This is a genomic window from Paenibacillus sp. FSL L8-0435 (assembly GCF_037965655.1).
Taxonomy (GTDB): domain Bacteria; phylum Bacillota; class Bacilli; order Paenibacillales; family Paenibacillaceae; genus Paenibacillus.
In genome coordinates, this window is the sequence record NZ_CP150185.1 from 3,498,733 (window position 1) to 3,516,709 (window position 17,977).

Consider the following 17,977-nt stretch of genomic DNA (forward strand, 5'->3'; position numbering starts at 1 on the left):
TGTGCCTATAATAATCGGTATGAAGGAAGGTGCAGACAATTCGCTATCTATATGAGTTTATTCAACATCAGGACGATCTGCCTATGAAACTCTTCGTGAACTCGGTAAAACATATTGATTTTCATTGGCACAAGGAAGTGGAAGTTGTATATGTTCTCCACGGTTCAATCATCATGTATCTGGACCAGCAGCAATATACACTGCATGAAGATGATGTGATCGTGGTTAACAGTATGTCCGTCCACAAGATCGAACGAACCAATCAGGACAATGTGTTATTAACATTGCAGTTCGGTCCCGAGTTGATGAACAATAATGCATTTATCTCCTGTAACTCTGCTATGAACGTGGAACAAAACGCTCCTCGCTTGCAAAGTATTAAACAATATCTTGCGCAGATGGTATGGGAGATCAACAAAAAAACGCCGGGTTATCAAAATTTCACAATGGGCAGATTACAGATGTTATGCGGATGCCTGCAGAGGTATTTTTCCAGTGGAACGAATTCCGCATTGGAAGACGGTAGCAGGGATTATGACTATAAAAGACTGAACAGGGTCCTCACATATATTGATTTACACTACAACGAGAAGATTACACTGCAGGATATGGCGCATTCCGAACATTTAAGTTTGCATTATTTCTCCCACTTCTTCACCGACAAAATCGGGATACCTTTCCAAAAGTATTTGACGCTCATTCGCTTGGAAAAGGCTCAGGCTCAGCTGGCAGCAAACGATAAAAACATCTCGGAGATCGCGCTTGATTGCGGATTTGCCAATGTGAAGCTGTTTAACAAATACTTCAAGGAAAAGTACGGCTGTACGCCCGGTTCCTATCGGGAAGCTTCTCGTACACCGGAACTCCATCAGTTGAATGTAAACCGCAAACCCAAAACATATGAGGAGTCTTCAAGCGGAGATTATTACGAGATGGAAACGTTGAATGCGATTGGCTTACTGTATCGATATCTGGATGTGAAGGTTGACGCCGATCAGGACACGCTTCCTGTACCGTCTATACATCTGTCAGACCAAACTTATATTGAAATTCGTGCGGATCAGACGTCGTCTGTCTATGAAAAGCACTGGAATATGACCATGACGGCAGGGAGAGCCATTGAAGGTTTACGTGAAGATTGGCGGACGCAGCTCTCCGCGCTGAAAGGAAAAGTACCTTTTCAATATATTCGATTTCACGGCATCTTTAATGATGAGATGATGGTGTACAGCGAGAATGAGCAGGGCACTCCCCTCTATAATTGGTCTTATGTAGACAAATTGTATGATTTCCTGCTGGATCAGGGCGTTCGGCCATTTGTGGAATTAAGTTTTATGCCGAGCCAGCTGGCGAGATCCAAAGAAACGCTGTTTTGGTGGAGGGGGAATATTAGCCCGCCATCCGACTCTGCAAAGTGGCAGGCGCTTTGTGGCGAATTCGTTCGCCATTGTTTGAATCGTTATGGTGCGGAAGAAGTGAGACAGTGGTATTTCGAAGTATGGAACGAGCCTGACCTGGCGGGTGTTTGTTGGGCAGGAAGCAAGGAAGAATACTTTGAGTTTTACGAATCGACCGTTCATGCCATCAAATCGATTTTGCCGGAGCTGAAGGTGGGGGGGCCAGCTATGGGTTACGGTTCTCTCTGGAACGATACCTGGGCTGAGGAATTTTTGTCCTATTGCCGCAAGCGGGAAGTAGCTCTCGACTTTTTCTCGTTTCACATCTATTCGGAGTATCCCAAGCTAAAAGTTGAAGACGATCGTTTAACCCAGATCATGCCGCCTTCTTTTTATAAAGAAAGTATTGAGCTTATGCGGCAAAAAATGAATACGTCATCTTACGGTCATGTTGAACTTCATGTCACCGAGTGGAACTTTTCGCTGTATGACCGGAACTTGCTGCACGATACCATGTTTATGGCTCCGTTTGTCATTTACCACACCATGAACACACTTGGTGACGTGAAAGCGATGGCTTTCTGGTCCTTTACCGATGTATTCGAAGAAAGTATCGTTCCCGCTTCTCCTTTCTACGGAGGTTTTGGCCTGATTAACCGCGATGGGCTGAAGAAACCCAGCTATTATGCATTTGAGCTTATGCAAAAGCTTGGGGATGAGCTGATGGTCAAGGGAGACGGTTATGTCGGAACCCGAAAAAGGGACGGAAGCATGCAATTTTTGTTCTATCACTATGTTCACGTAGACCAGCTGTTTGCAAGTGGAGATTGGTCGGAATTATCCAGCTCAACCCGCTATGACGTATTTGAGGAAAAAGGCAGCAAAGCTTATGAACTTAACCTGATCAATCTCGAGGGACCTTATAAATGCACCAGTTATCAACTGGATCGGGAGCATGGATCGGTATTTGATGAGTGGACCCGCATGGGATCGCCCTATTCATTGACGGAAGAAGAAATCGCCTATCTAAACGGCAGGAGTGGACCCGTGATGGGGACAGAGATGGTAAGGGATGAAAGTTGGCGCAGAGAGATTTTGCTTCCACCGCATGGGGTAATGCTGCTCATTTTGGATAGACAATATTAAAAAAAAGTGCTTTTAAGACATCCTTTCAGTTTGAAGGGATGTTTTTTGTTGTTTATTTCTTGTTCAGGCTGGCAAGCTAGAACTATAGCGATGGATTGGGCAAAAAACGAACCATGATGCGGCAAGTTCCAACAAGAAAGCGTTAACACAAATCGATATACTATGGTTGTGGCAGCATAGAGGAAGACAGGGGGAGTTTTGGATGAAGCGTTTCATGAAATGGATGACAGATTCGTTTGCGCCAAGATTGGAGGCGTTTACGAACAATATTTGGGTTTCTTCGATTCAAGAAGCCATCATGGTCGCCATTCCGATGATTTTCATCGGTTCGATTATTACATTGATTTCGATTTTGCAGGATTTCATTCCGGGCATGCCGGACCTGACACCTATCACGACATTCAGTTTTGGTTTGCTCGGGTTGTTTATTGCTTTTCTGACGCCTTATGTCGTGATGGAAAAAAGAGAACGACACAAAATCAAGTTGCTGGCGGGAATGACGGGGATATCTCTGTTCGTTATGCTGCTTAACCCGACGGTAAACGAAGACGGTACCATTCAGTTTATCCTTGAACGATTTGGACCCTCGGGGATGATCACAGCACTCCTGGTAGGTGTATTTGTCGCTCTTGTAATGATCATGTGCAACAAATTTTCGTTCTTCAAAAAAGGGTCTTCACTTCCCGAATTCATTATGGACTGGTTCGATTTTCTCGTCCCGATCGCCCTGGTATTAACAACAGGATGGTTGCTTGTATATCAGCTTCATTTTGATATTTTTGGACTGATCGTGAACGTATTTGAGCCGATCAATGCGGTAGGGCAAAGTTTAACCGGATTTTTATTGTTTAATTTCATTGGTGTTGTACTGTATTCTTTCGGCGTAAGCCCGTGGGTCATGACACCGATCTGGTACGCGATCTGGATACCTGCAATCGAAGAAAATGCAGCTCTTGTGGCAGCGGGACAAGATCCCGTCAATATCAACACGTTTGAAACCTTTTTCTCCGGATGGCTGGGTATAGGAGGAATGGGAGCGACCTTGCCGTTAGTTGTTTGGTTCCTGATGGCACGTTCGAAAAAACTGAAATCTGTCGGCAAAGCGACTATTATCCCGTCCTTGTTTAACATCAATGAACCCGTCGTGTACGGAGCACCGATTGCCTTTAATCCATTACTCATGGTGCCGATGTGGATTAACTCACTTATCACGCCGGTGATTGTGTACTTGGCTCTCGACTGGGGTTGGGTGCGGATTCCGAGCCAGATCTTCCAGTTATGGTACACGCCGATCGGCTTGTCCACCTACATTATGTCCGGATTCAATGGGCTTATCTTGCTGGCGGTCGTCCTGGTGATTGTATTTATTGTCTGGTTTCCGTTTTTCAAACTGTATGATGCACAGGAACTGAAGAAAGAACAGGAACAAAATTGATATCAGAAGGGTGAGTACTATGGATAAATCAATCAATGAATTGTTGTCGGCATTAACGCTGGCCGAGAAAGCTTCACTCTGCGCAGGATTGAATATGTGGATGACAAAAGGAATCGAGCGGTTAAACATTCCGCCAGTTCATATGTACGATGGGACAAACGGCATCCGTAAAACAAACAGCGATGAAGAAATGGGGATTACAACGGAAAATGTACCCGCAACCTGTTATCCTACGGGTTCAGCCATCGGTTCTTCGTGGAATACGGAATTGTTATATGAAGTCGGTGTGGCACTGGGACGTGAATCCAAAACCATGGACGTCGAGTTGCTGCTTGGGCCGGGTGTCAATATGAAAAGAACGCCGCTTGGCGGAAGAAACTTCGAATACTACTCGGAAGACCCATACTTGACGGGGGAACTTGGAGCGGCGTTTATAAACGGGATCCAAAGCGAAGGCGTGGGCGCTTCTGTCAAACACTTTGCAGGTAACAACCAGGAGTTCGAGAAGATGGTAACCAGTTCGGAAATCGACGAGCGAACGCTTCGCGAGATTTACCTGAGCGCCTTTGAACGAATTATTAAGAAATCCGACCCTTGGACGGTGATGTGTTCTTATAATTTATTGAATGGAACGTATACAAGTGAGAACGAACATTTGCTGCATGACATTTTGAGAGAAGAGTGGGGTTATGAAGGTGTTGTTCTATCCGACTGGACAGCTGTTAATGATCGCATACGCGGTCTGAAGGCTGGGCTTGATCTGGAGATGCCGGGTCCTGCGAATTACAATGCCAAAGCAATCATTGAAGCGGTTCAGAACGGAAGCCTTTCCGAAGAACAGTTGGATCGCAGCGTGGGTCGTATTTTGAAGCTGGTTGAGCGGGTAACGGGCAAGAAAGACATGGATTCTTCTCCAGATTCGGACCATCATGCACTCGCACGTAAAGCGGCGGCCGAAAGTATTGTACTTCTGAAAAATGAGAACGCGATTCTCCCGCTAGTGCAGGAGTCCATTTCGTCGATTGCCGTGATCGGACGGTTTGCCAAAAAACCGAGAATTCAGGGAGCGGGCAGTGCGAAGGTAACGCCTACAAATGTCGATATTCCATGGGATGAGATAAAAAATCTGGCTGGCGATGCCATGACCATGAATTATGCAGAAGGGTACCCGGAGGATAACTCCATCAATGATGAGCTAATTAAGGAAAGCGTCTCATTAGCGATGAATTCCGATGTTGCTGTATTATTTGTTGGCCAACCGGAATATGCGGAATCGGAGATGCATGATTTGCAAGGCATTGATCTTCCCGAGCATCAAGTGAAATTGATTCTCGCGGTAGCCGCAGTTCAACCCAAGTGTATTGTCGTAACGAGCAGTGGTTCCGCACTGGCGATGCGTCCATGGGTACAGCATGTACCTGGTGTGATTCATTCTTGGTTGTCGGGTCAAGGCATGGGTAAAGTGATTGCAGATGTATTATTCGGACAGACGAATCCTTCGGGCAAACTGTCTGAGACATTCCCTGTCAAACTGTCGGACAATCCTTCACATATGCGAATTCGCGGAGAGAACGGCAAGCTGTATTATCGCGAAGGCCTGTTCGTGGGTTATCGATATTATGACCGGAAAGAACTGGCACCTCAATTCCCGTTTGGACACGGATTGTCTTACACATCATTCTCCTATACGGATCTGGAAGTAGCTCAGACCCACACCGGTGTTACTGTGTCCTTCCAATTGAAAAATACCGGAAAGCGCAAGGGGAAAGAAGTTGTTCAATTGTATGTTCACGATGAAGAGTGCACATGGACCCGTCCAGAGAAAGAATTAAAAGCTTTTGCTAAAGTTGAACTGGAGCCGGGTGAAAAACGCAAGATTACTTTTGAACTGGAAGAGAGAGATTTTTCATACTACAACACCAAGTATAACCGTTGGGTGGCTGAGACCGGGTATTTTCAAATTTCACTAGGCAGCTCGTCCAAAGATCTCCGGATTACGGAACGTCTGCATTGTGACTTTGGTAAGGAAGAAATCACGTTCCAAAAATTCAGTCTGCTCAGTGAGTGGATGAGTGATCCTGTAGCGAAAAAGGAATTGGAGCATTGCCTGAATGAAATGAACGAGCACGTTACGGACAAGGTATACCTTAACGAGGAGTTTGTGGGATTCTGGGCAGATTTCCCAATGATCAAAGTATTCCAAATGTTCGGTCAACAATGGATGAATGAGCGGTCACCTGATGAAATTATTAATGAACTTATCGCCAAGGTTAACCAGGCACGTAATGAATAGTTAAGTAAAAGAGGAACCAAGTTCAATCCCGTACAGAGGAGATGAACTTGGTTTCTTTTTATTCATCAGGCGAATGATATTGATTATTGTTCTCATTTACACACTTCGACATTTACTGTATACTGACAATAGTTATTTTACATATGGGTCTAAAAGACAAGAGAGAATTGAAAAGGGAGAGATTATTTACATGTTGGTATCCGTTAAAAAAGGGATGTTTCTTTGTTTGATTACTGCAATGATTCTGGTGCTCGCAGCGTGTTCAGGCAACAATGGTGGCAGCGAAGATGCAAATGGCAGTTCACAGCAAGCTGCGGAGAGCAGCGCCACGAATACAACAACAAATGGGAAACAAACCGACGCTGACGCTTCAGCACCTGCCGAAACAACTTACCCGGTAACCGTTTCAAACTATACAACAAAGAACGGCACATGGGTGAAGAAGGATCAAACGTTTGACAAGGCACCTGAACGAGTAGTTGCCAATACCCAAGGTGCAGCCGAGCTGATGATTCGCCTTGGTTTGACAGACAAACTTGTAGGTGTAGCTGCGTTGTTTGGTAGTGTACCTGAAGATATTGCGGACGAGTTTAAACAAATTCCTGTGCTAGCTGAAGGCTATGTAGGCAAGGAAGTGACAATAGGGGCTACGCCTGAACTGGTTGTTGGTCGTGGTGGATTGTTTGAGGATGCGGACTGGGGTGTTGGTACAGTAAGCAGCTTGAATGATATGGGGATCAAAACATATGTACAAAGCACCAGTGTTCCTGATGCATCGTTAGATAGTCTGTATCAGGATATTACTGAATTAGGTGAGATATTCAACGTACAAGCCAATGCAGCGGCATATATTGAGACGCTTAAAGCACGCGAGAATGCCTTGTCGGCCCGAGCTAGCGCTGAGACGATCAATTATGCATCATTTTCGGATAATGGTGATGGAACCATTGGCATTTACAACGGAAATGGTGATACGTTTATTGAAAGTGCAATGTCATTAATCAATATGCATAATATGCTGATTAATGAAACCGGCACACTCAGTCTGGAGAAGTTAATCGAGATTAATCCGGATGTGATGATTATTTCGAGATATGCAGGTGGTATTGATCCTGAGCAGACGATTGAAAAGCTGCTTGCCAACAAGCAGGTACAAAACATTAACGCAGTTAAAAATGAAAAAATCTACATTATTGATTTCAACAACTTCTGGGGATACGGAGATTCCATCTTCACAGGCGTTGAAGGACTTGCTGATGATCTAGGCTTGTAATGGAAATTTCGGCTTAGTGACCATTCGTGCCTCAAGATCGTTTTATGGGCCAAGAGCATAGTACCAATGAAAGTCGCTATTTTAGCGGCTTTTTTTGTTATAAAAGAACCAAATTCCTGTCTAAAGCTGATCAAACTTTTATTGGAACATAACGTTACTATTGTAAGATTAAAAATTACATGAAGTGGGTGAATCGCTGTGAGAATGAAGCACTTGAAAAAAGTAGTTGTCGTTGCATTAGTGATGTCGGTGTTATTACCATTGGGGGCGCAAAAATCTGAAGCAGCATCCAAATATGTTGATTTGGAAATTCAGTGGGCAGACGGTCGTATTAACCATGTTCAGACGTTAATCAAGGATGGAGTCACTTATGGAAGTTTTTTCTCACTGGGTATTAAGGCAGGCCTAGTGTGGGGGATGGAAGATGATAATACAGCCGTACTGAAGAACAGTCAGAAGCATATTGTTGTGCACTTGGGAAGCAGCATTGCCGAGGTAGATGGTCAAAAAGTAGATATGGGCACAGAACCTGTGTCGTATATTAGTCACCTTTATGTGCCCATTAGATTTCTTGCATCTGCTTTGGACGGGGAAGTGACTCATCGAGATACGAAGACGAATAAGATAACTGTGACTGGGCTGAGCAATTATACCGATACTTTTTATGGTAGCGACATGGGTTACACCTATGTCATTCGCACTGCAAAAGGAGACCTTGAGATTACGAATGCTTCTACTGGACAAAAGAGTTTGATACCCTTAGGGATCAAGGACATGAATGTGAATATTCATGATCTTAAGATAAATTTCAAGAGGAGCCCCCAAAATCTACTTATTGTCATCATTGAACACACTAATCGTAAAACGGAAGACTACGATCTGTACACCTTGGTATTCAAAAATAAAGGTCTGATTCGCAAATCCATTGCTCACGGGGTAACGGACCAGCAGGAAATTTTGAATTCAGATAGTACCATTCAACTCATCGATGACAACAGTATACGTATTATTGAAGATGGAAGTGGGAAAGTACTTGAAGTCCTTTCTCGTTGAATAGATATCTGATCCGATATTCATGAATTTCATCCCTCACCAACTGATTTTAATACAAACATCTCAAAGAGCCGCTGATCAGAGTGATCAGCGGCTCTTGCATATTTCTTCCCGAATCTTTTCAAAACCAAAAATAGTTAGGCTATCTTTTTGTAAATCTGAATACAGTGGTTTTAAATTTTTATAATGATATTAAACTAACAAGATAGCTTGACTTGTGAATGAATTATCAGTATAGTGTGAATCAGTTCACACTATACATTAAGGAGTAGTCTATGCCAAAAAATACTTTCTTTCGTTTAGACGAAGCAAGGCGCGAGGAAATATCGAATAGCGCTATGCATCTTTTTGTTGATAATCTTTACGAGGATATAACTATGAAGATGGTTTTGGATAGTTTGTCCATGCACCCCGGAACATTTTATCGGTATTTTGAAGACAAAGATGATCTTTATTGTCACTTAATACGTAATGTGACCCAGAAAAGAGCTGCATATTTTAGTAACAGTACTGAAGATTCCCTTTACAGCTATTTCCTTACTGGCTTATTTGGTAACGTTAATGGCATGGTGACCGAGCCACTGAATGAGTTGGAAATCAAACTCACTAAAACATTTTCATATATTCCTGAGGACATTTTGCTGAAAGTATATGTGAATGTGTTAAAGGGCGAGTCATTCCCCATGATCAAGGACATTTTACGCCGAATGAGGGTTGATGGATATCTCCGACCGGATGTTGACGACGACCTGATTTCTTTTATGTTTGAGTCAATGCAGCTTAATTTAATCTTGTTTTTTAGGGAATTCGATATTAAGGACTCTGAGCTGCAACATAAGATCAGCAAATACTTTGCTGAATTTATGGGCCATGGGCTGCTTGAAGATCATAAATATTCTGAAGTGGTTAGCGATCTCAAGGGGGAAAGAAAATGAAAACTTATGACGCATTTCCAGAACCAATTGGCGGCTATACTGTCGGTCGAACCCAGATGGATTTTGAGTACACGGCATCAGATTACTCCAAAAGAGAACTGACCGCTTTTGTGTACTATCCGTCTGACAGTAGCGAAGGTAAGACTACATCAACGTACATGTTTCCTGAAGTCTACGAGATGTTTAATGAGCAGCCACTTGTCACTGCGTTGAAGGATGTTTTCTCTATAGATATCAAGACCCAGTGTTACGATGACCTTGCTCTCTCCGGGAAGGAAAAGCGCTATCCAGTGTTATTCTATGTTTGCGGCGGGGGCGGTTCTCCAGAATGGGGTACAGTGCTCTGTACAGACTTGGCAAGCATGGGGTATGTTGTGGTAAGCATCGGCCATCAGAATAGCACGATGTATAAACGTAAAGATGGGCGACTGTTTAATGTATCCAAGGATTTTTCGGATGTCATTACAGGGTTTGGTGAAGATCCGAAGATGCTGGCGTTGGCTGGTAAGATGGAGATGCGGCCTGACGATGAAACTGCCATTGAGATGTGCCGTAACGTGCTTGCACTGCCGATCCTTTCCAAGATAACAGAGTATAGTGAATCACAGGCAGAAGATGTAAGGTATGTAGCCGATTATCTTTACAAACTGGACTCTGGAGAGCTGAATTCCATCTTTAAGGGCAGATTGCTGCTTGACATCGGCATGGGCATAGTCGGACATTCTTATGGAGGGCCTACCACGGCGATGGTTTGCCGGAATGACGACCGGTTCGCCTGCGGGATTGGCTTGGATAGCGGTGCGTTTGGCCTTCTTGACAGCGATCTTAAGAAACCCTTCTTGCTCCTGTTTTGTGAACCTAACTATAATATGAATGCGATTATTGGCGCTAACAATAGCATGGGAACCTATTATTTCTCAGTTGATCGTGTTGCACATTTGGATTACTGTGACATCGTGTTTACCAGTGTTAATGAGGAACTCAGAGGTGAACGGGATGCTATGGAGATGCGAAATCTTGTTACAGACTATGCAAAGAACTTTTTTGATCATTACATACTGCAGAAGGCAGCAAGTGTGGAAAGTCTGGCATACGATGGTGTGGAATTGATCAGGAAGACCAGCAACAAGTGACATAACCGAGAGATAGCTGATTGATGTAGTAAAAGAGCTAGCTGTACAGACGTAGAGCCGATAACCCTATTAGGCGGTTATCGGCTCTCTGACTCTGATATTACAAATTGACATCCTGGTTCCAATAACTGATGCTTATTCGGCCTTAGTCCCGCCAGTGTTTACTTCGCTTCCAGGTTCCATCAACATGATATGACATTCCTTTTCGGCGGAAGGCTTGATCTCGACTCCCTTGGGGACAATATACATCTCTCCCTTGGAAATCTTCACTTGCCCATCACGAAAATCAATTATCATTTCCCCTTCAAGCACAAAAAATAACTTGTCGGTCTCCTCATGAACATGCCACTCAAAATCTCCAGCAATCTTAACGATCTTAAATTGATAGTCATTCATTTCACCAATGAGTTTCGGAGACCAAAGATCGTTTAATTTCGAAAATTCCTCATTTAATTGAATAGCTTGATAGTGCATCGTCATTCCTCCTGTGTATTAATCCTATATGTTCAGTATACTGATCTAAGCTTTGGTATAACATGGATGCCTATTGAAATCAGGATGGATTATTGATGAACTTCAGACGATACTCCGTAGGAGAAATACCACATTGTTTCTTAAACACTCTGCTAAAATAAAAGGGGTCAGCAATGCCAACGGTCTCAGCAATCTGTTGTACCGACACATCACTTGCCAATAACATTTGCTGTGCCATGTTTATACGATATTTCAATACATATTCTGCTGGACCCATACCTGCATGTCTTCTAAACACATAGGAAAGTCGATTTCGATTAACATTATTTTGTTCTGCAAGCGATGCGACAGTCAGACTTTGATCATAGTATTCTTGGATATAGGTAGAGACCCGTTTGAATAAAACATCTGTTTCACAACTGTTTTGCCTATGATCAACACATATTAAAGTCTCATTCAGTACATCGCGAAACAGCATCTCGGTCTGAAACTTTGAAATACCTCCGCGCTGATTATACACATGCCAAAGACGCATGATTAATTCGATCAGACGTGGGGATTGACCCGTTGATAATTCAAAATGCTGATGGGACAAGCTTGTCTCTTCGAGGTCCGAACTACATATCCGGTATAAAACGAGGATGTATTCCCAGTCCGTTCTATGAAACACGGTTTGATCCAGTTTCATTTTCGCGCCCCCGTGTACAACTTTTCCTGGTGAAAAAATATAGGGCGAACCATCAAATTGAAATTGTATTTTTCCTGTAAGAGGAAATACAAATCCAGGAAAAGAATCGGTATAGTCAGCCTGAGGAACCCCTGGATTTCTAGCATATCGATATACTCCTTCGACTTGAAAAGGAATGTGTGCAAAATGTGCTGCTAACTGATTAACGTCTACTTTCACATTACGTACCTCATTTCAAAAGTGTTTGCCGGTCATTCTAAGATAAATCGTTGTGCACCTTACTCCAACATTATTGATAACGATTATCACTGTCAACATATATAATGAAAAGGTTGCTTTCGGCTAAATAAAAACCAGCGTTCCATATGGGCAATAGAATCCATCTTGTGTTAACATGTGCACTAACTAATCCAATTGCTTGTTTGAGAAGGGGAACCCATGTCAATTCGAATAAAAATGCTGCTGTCCTTCACGGGCATGCTTGTTATAAGTCTACTGTTCATCCTGCTTACGGCAAGTCTGTATACGATTGCGGCTACAGGGGATCTACAGAGTTTCCGCGATATTTACAAGGTACATTATCAGATCAACCCCCTGACTGAACAGGGAGAATCGATCTTTCAAGAGATGAAGTTTCTGGCCAAAAATGACCCGGATGACCTGCAGAACAAGGTTTTGCTGCGTGAATATGATATGAAGCTTCGAGCTGAGAAGTCAGGGCTCTACATCAGACGAGAGAATAGTCAGATCTTCGAATCACTGACCTTCAACCAGCCGGAACTGAAGCAAGCACTGCCTGCCTATGATCTTAACAATTATCAGATTCGGAGCACCTTCAATATTGGTGAGCGATTTTATGCGTATGCAAAATTTGATTTTCAATATTCAGATGGGGAACGTGGGAGTATCTTTGTCATTCGTGAGAGAAGCCCCTTTGCGGAGCTTACTCGCAAGTTGCTGCCTGTGATGTCATTCCTGCTTATTGGCGTCCTCATCATTGCAAATCTACTCTTGTTCCGCTGGATCACGCGCAGCTTCATTAAACCCTTGAATCAACTACGAAGTTCAGCCGAACATATTAAGGATGGCAATCTATCCTTTGAACTTCAGCTAAACTCCAATGACGAGGTTGGTCAACTCAGCGAAGCGTTTGAGAGTATGCGGAATCAATTACAGCTCTCCTATGCGTTACGTCAGCAGGACGAAGTGAACCGCAAAGAGCTTATCTCCAACATTTCGCATGATCTCCGTACACCCATTACCAATATCAAAGGGTATATTGAGGGTATTCGTGACGGAGTGGCTAATACTCCAGAGAAAATGGAGAGTTACGTTAATATCATTCACTCCAAAGCAGTTAGCATGGATAAGCTGGTGGATGAACTGTTTTTGTATTCCAAGCTCGACTTGAACCAAGAACCTTTCCTGTTCAAGACAGTTGATCTCGCTGATTTCCTTGAAGATAGCATCGAAGAACTGAGATATGATCTGGAGGATAAAGGTGTTGCCCTGGATTGGAATAACCAGGTGTCTGGTCCCGCCATGGCTGCTGTGGATCCGGAGAAGTTAAAACGTACCGTTGTTAATGTAGTGGATAATGCACTCAAATACATGGAGAATGAACATAAACAATTCGAGATTACACTTCAAGCGGATGAGAAATGGATTACGATGGGCTTTAAAGATAATGGCAGGGGAATACCTGAAGAGGCACTGCCTTATATATTTGAACGCTTCTATCGTGCAGAACAATCCCGGAATTCCTCAACGGGCGGAAGTGGGCTCGGGCTAGCAATTGCCCGCCAAATCATTGATGGACATGGGGGCTTCATCTGGGCTGAAAGCCAGCCCAATGATGGCACGAGTATATATATCAAACTGAAACGGCTGAATGAAGAGAGGGACTAATAAGTAATGGCAAACATTTTGATCATTGAAGATGAAACAACGATTGCGGAACTGGAACGGGATTATTTTGAGCTCAACGGATTTTCCGTGGATCTCTGCCATACTGGAGATGAAGGTCTGAAGCAGGCACTGGAGGGGGACTATAATCTGATCATTGTTGATCTGATGCTTCCGGGACTTGACGGATTCGAATGTTGCAGGCGCATTCGCGAGGTAAAAGAGGTGCCCATCCTTGTCGTTTCCGCGAAAAAGGAAGAAATCGATAAGATCCGGACATTTAATCTGGGAGTGGATGATTTTATTACAAAACCGTTTAGCCCAAGTGAGTTGGTTGCACGAGCAAAGGCTCATTTGACCCGATACGAGAGACTACTTGGAAAAAACAAACCAGCTGAGCAGGATGAAATCCACATTCGCGGGCTTCACATTGATAAAGGATCACGCCGCGTTTTTGTTAATGGAGAAGAGGTGGCGATTACAACGAAGGAATTCGAGCTACTTGTATTTCTTGCGAGTCATCCCAACCGTGTATTCAGCAAATCCGATCTGTTCGAGCGGATCTGGGGCATGGATTCCACCGGAGACATTGCAACGGTTACTGTCCATATTCGCAAACTGCGCGGAAAGCTGGAGACAGACCCCAAAAATCCGGAGTATATTGAAACCGTCTGGGGTGCAGGCTACCGGTTTACTGCATAAGTTTCGTGAAAATTTAGAGCCAGTTTATATTTTGTTAATAACTTTAGCCTTGGGAGTTTCTTTTTGTCCTCTATTCTATAGATACAGGCAACTACAACCTATAGAGGAGGAGTTCAAACATGAATTCTACAACCCGCAAAATCGCTACATTTCTAACCATAACTGCATTAGGTACAGCAGTGTTCCCGCTAACTGCGAATCAAGTACATGCAGCTACATACGTTACTAACATTGCGGCAACAACCACACAGCTTACCCAACAACAGATTGAAGCTGCTATCAAGGATCTGAATAGCATGGGGATCATGAACGGGTATGCAGATCAATCTATGGGTGAACATCGAGCAATTACCCGTGCGGAGTTAGCTTCATTGGTTTTCAAAACGTTTAATTTGGAGAGCAAGACAGGAGAAACCGTAGAATTAACGGATGTCAATTCCAATGCATGGTATGCGCCATATGCGTCAAAGCTTGTTGAACTTGGCATCATGCAGGCTAACGATGGACAATTCAATCCGCAAACTCAAGTGTCGGATGCTGAACTCGAACAGGTCGTATCCAAAGCGATGCAACGTGATGTAAAGTCCATTCACCATTGGATGAGCGAGTTTTACTCCGAGAACGGTTCAGCAACGCGTGGCGAAACAGCAGTGCTGCTGCAAACCGCACACCAAGCTATTCCTTCGGAGCAAGCTCAAATCAAGAGCGTTAGATCTCTGAATGCCATTACGTTAATCGTCACATTCGACAAGCCGTTAACAGCAGCGAATGAAGCTTTTGCCAAGGCACAAACGGACTTTGTGTTTACCGGTGGGTTGACGTTAACCAATATGCCCCGTTTGAAAACAGGGTCAATTGCGACTTACATCGTTCCAACGTCCGTACAAGATGCTGGTGAAGTGTACAACCTGACTTACAAAGGCCAAGACGCTGGTTCCTTTGAAGGCAGTGCCACGAAAATAAACATGACAACGGCTAGTCAAGTAACGAATGATACATTCGAGATTGAAGCAATGCAAGTCAACAGTGTCGTGGATTATGGTTACATCATTTCGGCTTACAGCGGTGGTCGAGGAGCTAATGCATTTGTGCTGAATGATCAAGAGCAAGCAGGAGGCAAAACGTATCAAATCATCTCTTCCATGCAGGCAAGACAAGTTGTAATTACGCCAGAAGGTGGCGAGCCTATCGTTGCCAGATATGTCCCGTTCACGCAATCCACAGATGGCAAACAAGAACCGAAGTTCCGTTTGCCTGAGGGACAAACGCTGAAATCAGGTGTCAAATATACGGTTTCTTCGGATTGGGCCAACATCGAAAATGCTTCATTTACGGCGAAATCGTTTGATGCACTAGTGGTTGCAAGTGCTCAAGCAGTGAGCGAAACCTCCATTGAAGTTACACTTGACCAGGACCCTGGGGATGAACTGTTCTCTGGTCGAAGTGTAACGTTAACTTCACCTAGCGGGGATGTTCTGACGGCTACTTATAAATATTCAAGTCGAAAAGGTGCGACGGGTGTATTCGACCTAACAAATGATGGAAAGTTGACTCCGGGTACTACGTATACAATAAATCCAGTTGGGGATTGGAGTATCGCTTCTTCGGTCACCTCGACACTGGAGTAAAGGAGGCAGTATGAGTAAATCGCTGATCATCGTTGTTCTGATAAGCAGTATGTTGATCGTTCAAGGCTGCATGCCTGAAGTGAAAAACGACTCCAATGTGGAGGAAAAGGCCATGACTTCAGCAGATGAACAGCTGTTCAAGGCAGTAGAGGACAGCGATACTGAACGCATCGAACAATGGATTCAAGCAGGCGCCAATATCAATGCTCAAGATCAGAGTGGACGAACGGCTACAATGATTGCAACCTACAATAATGATCTAACATCGGCTAAAGTGTTAATTGAAGCGGGTGCAGATGTGAACATACAGGACGATATGAAAAATACTCCGTTTCTGTATGCTGGCGCTGAAGGATACTTGGATATTTTGAAGCTGACAATCGAGGCGGGAGCGGACCCAGCGATAACGAATCGATATGGAGGGACAGCACTTATTCCAGCTTCGGAGCATGGATATGTGGATGTAGTGCAAGAATTACTGACTCAAACTTCGGTGGATGTGGACCATGTGAATCAATTGGGATGGACAGCACTACTCGAAGCGATCATTCTTAACGATGGCAATGCTCAGCAGCAGGAGACGATACAATTACTCATTGATCACGGAGCAGACGTGAACATACCGGATCGTGATGGGGTATCACCACTCAGTCATGCGAAGAATAAAGGCTTTAAAGAAATTGAAGATATTTTGATACGAGCTGGTGCGAAATAGACCTTTTTAGGCTGAATAAAGAAACAAACATGTTGAGATATATGCAAAAATGGTTTACATGGAGCGCCTGATTCCTTCTATGCTGAAGGGCAGGCGCTTCATTCAATCCATCTTACGTGTATGAAACTGGCATAGTCTTAACATGACATGATTAGATACAAGAACGAGGATCTTAAAAATTGAATATCTCTGCTTTGAAGTTTGCTATAGTGTACCACTCTGCTTCCAGATAAAATGGAAATACCAACCATGTAAGCGTTATCTATTATTGCGCTGCTTATACATGTTGGAATCATTCATGGAGGTGTATGATGAAGAGGAAGTCTTGGTATACTTTGGTGGTAACTGGTGTCATCTCTTTATTTTTTTCGGTAAGCGCTTTCGCGGGTTATGTTTTCTGGGAACCTCTAACCTATTTTAACGCAAGCACGTGGCAAAAAGCGGATGGGTATTCCAATGGGAGCATGTTTAACTGTACGTGGAGGGCTAACAATGTTAATTTTACAAGTGACGGCAAGCTTAAGCTTGGTTTGACCAGCTCTGCACAGAACAAGTTTGATTGCGGAGAGTATCGTACCACAAATACGTATGGGTACGGCTTGTACGAAGTCAGTATGAAACCTGCCAAGAACACAGGTGTAGTTTCGTCTTTTTTCACATACACAGGCCCTGCACATGGCACCCAATGGGATGAGATTGATATCGAATTTTTAGGAAAAGACACAACCAAAGTGCAGTTTAATTATTATACCAATGGGGTTGGTAATCATGAGAAGATTATCAATCTAGGTTTTGATGCATCCCAAGGCTTCCATACGTACGCATTTGACTGGCAGCCGGGACATATCAAATGGTATGTAGATGGTGTATTGAAGCACACGGCAACCAGCAATATTCCTAAAACACCCGGAAAAATCATGATGAACCTGTGGAATGGAACAGGTGTAGATAGCTGGCTCGGTCCTTATAACGGTGCCAATCCACTCTATGCGGAATATGACTGGGTTAAATATACGAGTAATTAAGCAGACTGAAGCAGCCATTAGCGGCTGCTTTTTTCTATATTCAGGCATTGTATTTATTCAATTTATGTATTCAATATCCAATATCCTAAATTAATGCAATAAATGTTGCAATATTAGTATGGGCATAAATATCAATCATTCATTATGATTAACCTGTAAGCAACATTACATAGAC

At 43.5% G+C, this 17,977-nt stretch carries 14 protein-coding genes; 12 read left to right on the forward strand and 2 right to left on the reverse strand.

The annotated features are described in order from the left end of the window. Positions 1-29 precede the first annotated feature (29 nt). The 7 genes from NST33_RS15225 to NST33_RS15255 all read left to right on the forward strand — a co-directional run bounded on the left by NST33_RS15225 (position 30) and on the right by NST33_RS15255 (position 10,665). A complete protein-coding gene (locus tag NST33_RS15225) occupies positions 30-2,543 on the forward strand; it encodes a helix-turn-helix domain-containing protein (protein WP_339308538.1) in 2,514 nt (837 codons plus the stop codon). 202 nt (positions 2,544-2,745) lie between these two features. Continuing rightward, on the forward strand, positions 2,746-3,978 hold the full coding sequence (locus NST33_RS15230; RefSeq protein WP_036671279.1) for a PTS transporter subunit EIIC: 1,233 nt from the start codon (positions 2,746-2,748) through the stop codon (positions 3,976-3,978). A 19-nt stretch (positions 3,979-3,997) separates the two neighbouring features. Beyond that, entirely contained in the window at positions 3,998-6,271 is a 2,274-nt protein-coding gene (locus tag NST33_RS15235) for a glycoside hydrolase family 3 C-terminal domain-containing protein (protein WP_237175296.1), read from the forward strand. A gap of 190 nt (positions 6,272-6,461) precedes the next feature. Further along, positions 6,462-7,544, forward strand: coding sequence for an ABC transporter substrate-binding protein (locus NST33_RS15240; RefSeq protein WP_339308540.1), 1,083 nt, complete (start codon positions 6,462-6,464; stop codon positions 7,542-7,544). A 204-nt stretch (positions 7,545-7,748) separates the two neighbouring features. After that, positions 7,749-8,597: a copper amine oxidase N-terminal domain-containing protein gene (locus tag NST33_RS15245; protein WP_339308542.1), complete on the forward strand. Its 849-nt coding sequence runs from the start codon at positions 7,749-7,751 to the stop codon at positions 8,595-8,597. A gap of 275 nt (positions 8,598-8,872) precedes the next feature. After that, positions 8,873-9,532 (forward strand): TetR/AcrR family transcriptional regulator, encoded by a 660-nt coding sequence (locus NST33_RS15250; RefSeq protein ID WP_339308544.1) that lies wholly within the window; start codon positions 8,873-8,875, stop codon positions 9,530-9,532. After that, on the forward strand, positions 9,529-10,665 hold the full coding sequence (locus tag NST33_RS15255) for a choline esterase (protein WP_339308546.1): 1,137 nt from the start codon (positions 9,529-9,531) through the stop codon (positions 10,663-10,665). Before NST33_RS15250 ends, NST33_RS15255 begins: the two co-directional genes overlap by 4 nt. Before the next feature lie 135 nt (positions 10,666-10,800). On the opposite strand, the gene NST33_RS15260 is transcribed toward NST33_RS15255, so the two are convergent. After that, positions 10,801-11,139: a cupin domain-containing protein gene (locus NST33_RS15260; protein ID WP_047843047.1), complete on the reverse strand. Its 339-nt coding sequence runs from the start codon at positions 11,137-11,139 to the stop codon at positions 10,801-10,803. 79 nt (positions 11,140-11,218) lie between these two features. After that, positions 11,219-12,046 carry an AraC family transcriptional regulator gene (locus NST33_RS15265; protein ID WP_339308548.1) on the reverse strand — a complete coding sequence of 276 codons (828 nt, stop codon included), beginning with the start codon at positions 12,044-12,046 and terminating at the stop codon, positions 11,219-11,221. Positions 12,047-12,265: 219 nt separating this feature from the next. Here NST33_RS15265 and NST33_RS15270 point away from each other — a divergent pair, with 219 nt between their 5' ends. From NST33_RS15270 to NST33_RS15290, 5 genes are all read left to right on the forward strand, one after another. Next, positions 12,266-13,735: a HAMP domain-containing sensor histidine kinase gene (locus NST33_RS15270; protein ID WP_339308550.1), complete on the forward strand. Its 1,470-nt coding sequence runs from the start codon at positions 12,266-12,268 to the stop codon at positions 13,733-13,735. A 6-nt stretch (positions 13,736-13,741) separates the two neighbouring features. Further along, complete coding sequence (locus NST33_RS15275) at positions 13,742-14,434, forward strand: response regulator transcription factor (protein WP_047843050.1); 693 nt, start codon at positions 13,742-13,744, stop codon at positions 14,432-14,434. Between the two features lie 119 nt (positions 14,435-14,553). Then, the gene (locus tag NST33_RS15280; RefSeq protein ID WP_339308553.1) at positions 14,554-16,062 is read left to right on the forward strand and encodes an S-layer homology domain-containing protein; all 1,509 of its coding nucleotides are present in this window, start codon (positions 14,554-14,556) and stop codon (positions 16,060-16,062) included. Positions 16,063-16,132: 70 nt separating this feature from the next. Next, a complete protein-coding gene (locus tag NST33_RS15285) occupies positions 16,133-16,777 on the forward strand; it encodes an ankyrin repeat domain-containing protein (RefSeq protein WP_339308702.1) in 645 nt (214 codons plus the stop codon). 311 nt (positions 16,778-17,088) lie between these two features. Then, positions 17,089-17,802: a glycoside hydrolase family 16 protein gene (locus NST33_RS15290; RefSeq protein ID WP_221821745.1), complete on the forward strand. Its 714-nt coding sequence runs from the start codon at positions 17,089-17,091 to the stop codon at positions 17,800-17,802. Positions 17,803-17,977 lie beyond the last annotated feature (175 nt).

Coding starts and splice junctions, on each gene's coding strand:
- NST33_RS15250 (WP_339308544.1), top strand. CDS start 8,873: ATGCCAAAAAATACTTTCTTTCGTTTAGACGAAGCAAGGCGCGAGGAA.
- NST33_RS15285 (WP_339308702.1), top strand. CDS start 16,133: ATGCCTGAAGTGAAAAACGACTCCAATGTGGAGGAAAAGGCCATGACT.
- NST33_RS15230 (WP_036671279.1), top strand. CDS start 2,746: ATGAAGCGTTTCATGAAATGGATGACAGATTCGTTTGCGCCAAGATTG.
- NST33_RS15245 (WP_339308542.1), top strand. CDS start 7,749: ATGAAGCACTTGAAAAAAGTAGTTGTCGTTGCATTAGTGATGTCGGTG.
- NST33_RS15240 (WP_339308540.1), top strand. CDS start 6,462: ATGTTGGTATCCGTTAAAAAAGGGATGTTTCTTTGTTTGATTACTGCA.
- NST33_RS15260 (WP_047843047.1), bottom strand. CDS start 11,139: ATGCACTATCAAGCTATTCAATTAAATGAGGAATTTTCGAAATTAAAC.
- NST33_RS15270 (WP_339308550.1), top strand. CDS start 12,266: ATGTCAATTCGAATAAAAATGCTGCTGTCCTTCACGGGCATGCTTGTT.
- NST33_RS15255 (WP_339308546.1), top strand. CDS start 9,529: ATGAAAACTTATGACGCATTTCCAGAACCAATTGGCGGCTATACTGTC.
- NST33_RS15275 (WP_047843050.1), top strand. CDS start 13,742: ATGGCAAACATTTTGATCATTGAAGATGAAACAACGATTGCGGAACTG.
- NST33_RS15290 (WP_221821745.1), top strand. CDS start 17,089: ATGAAGAGGAAGTCTTGGTATACTTTGGTGGTAACTGGTGTCATCTCT.
- NST33_RS15235 (WP_237175296.1), top strand. CDS start 3,998: ATGGATAAATCAATCAATGAATTGTTGTCGGCATTAACGCTGGCCGAG.
- NST33_RS15280 (WP_339308553.1), top strand. CDS start 14,554: ATGAATTCTACAACCCGCAAAATCGCTACATTTCTAACCATAACTGCA.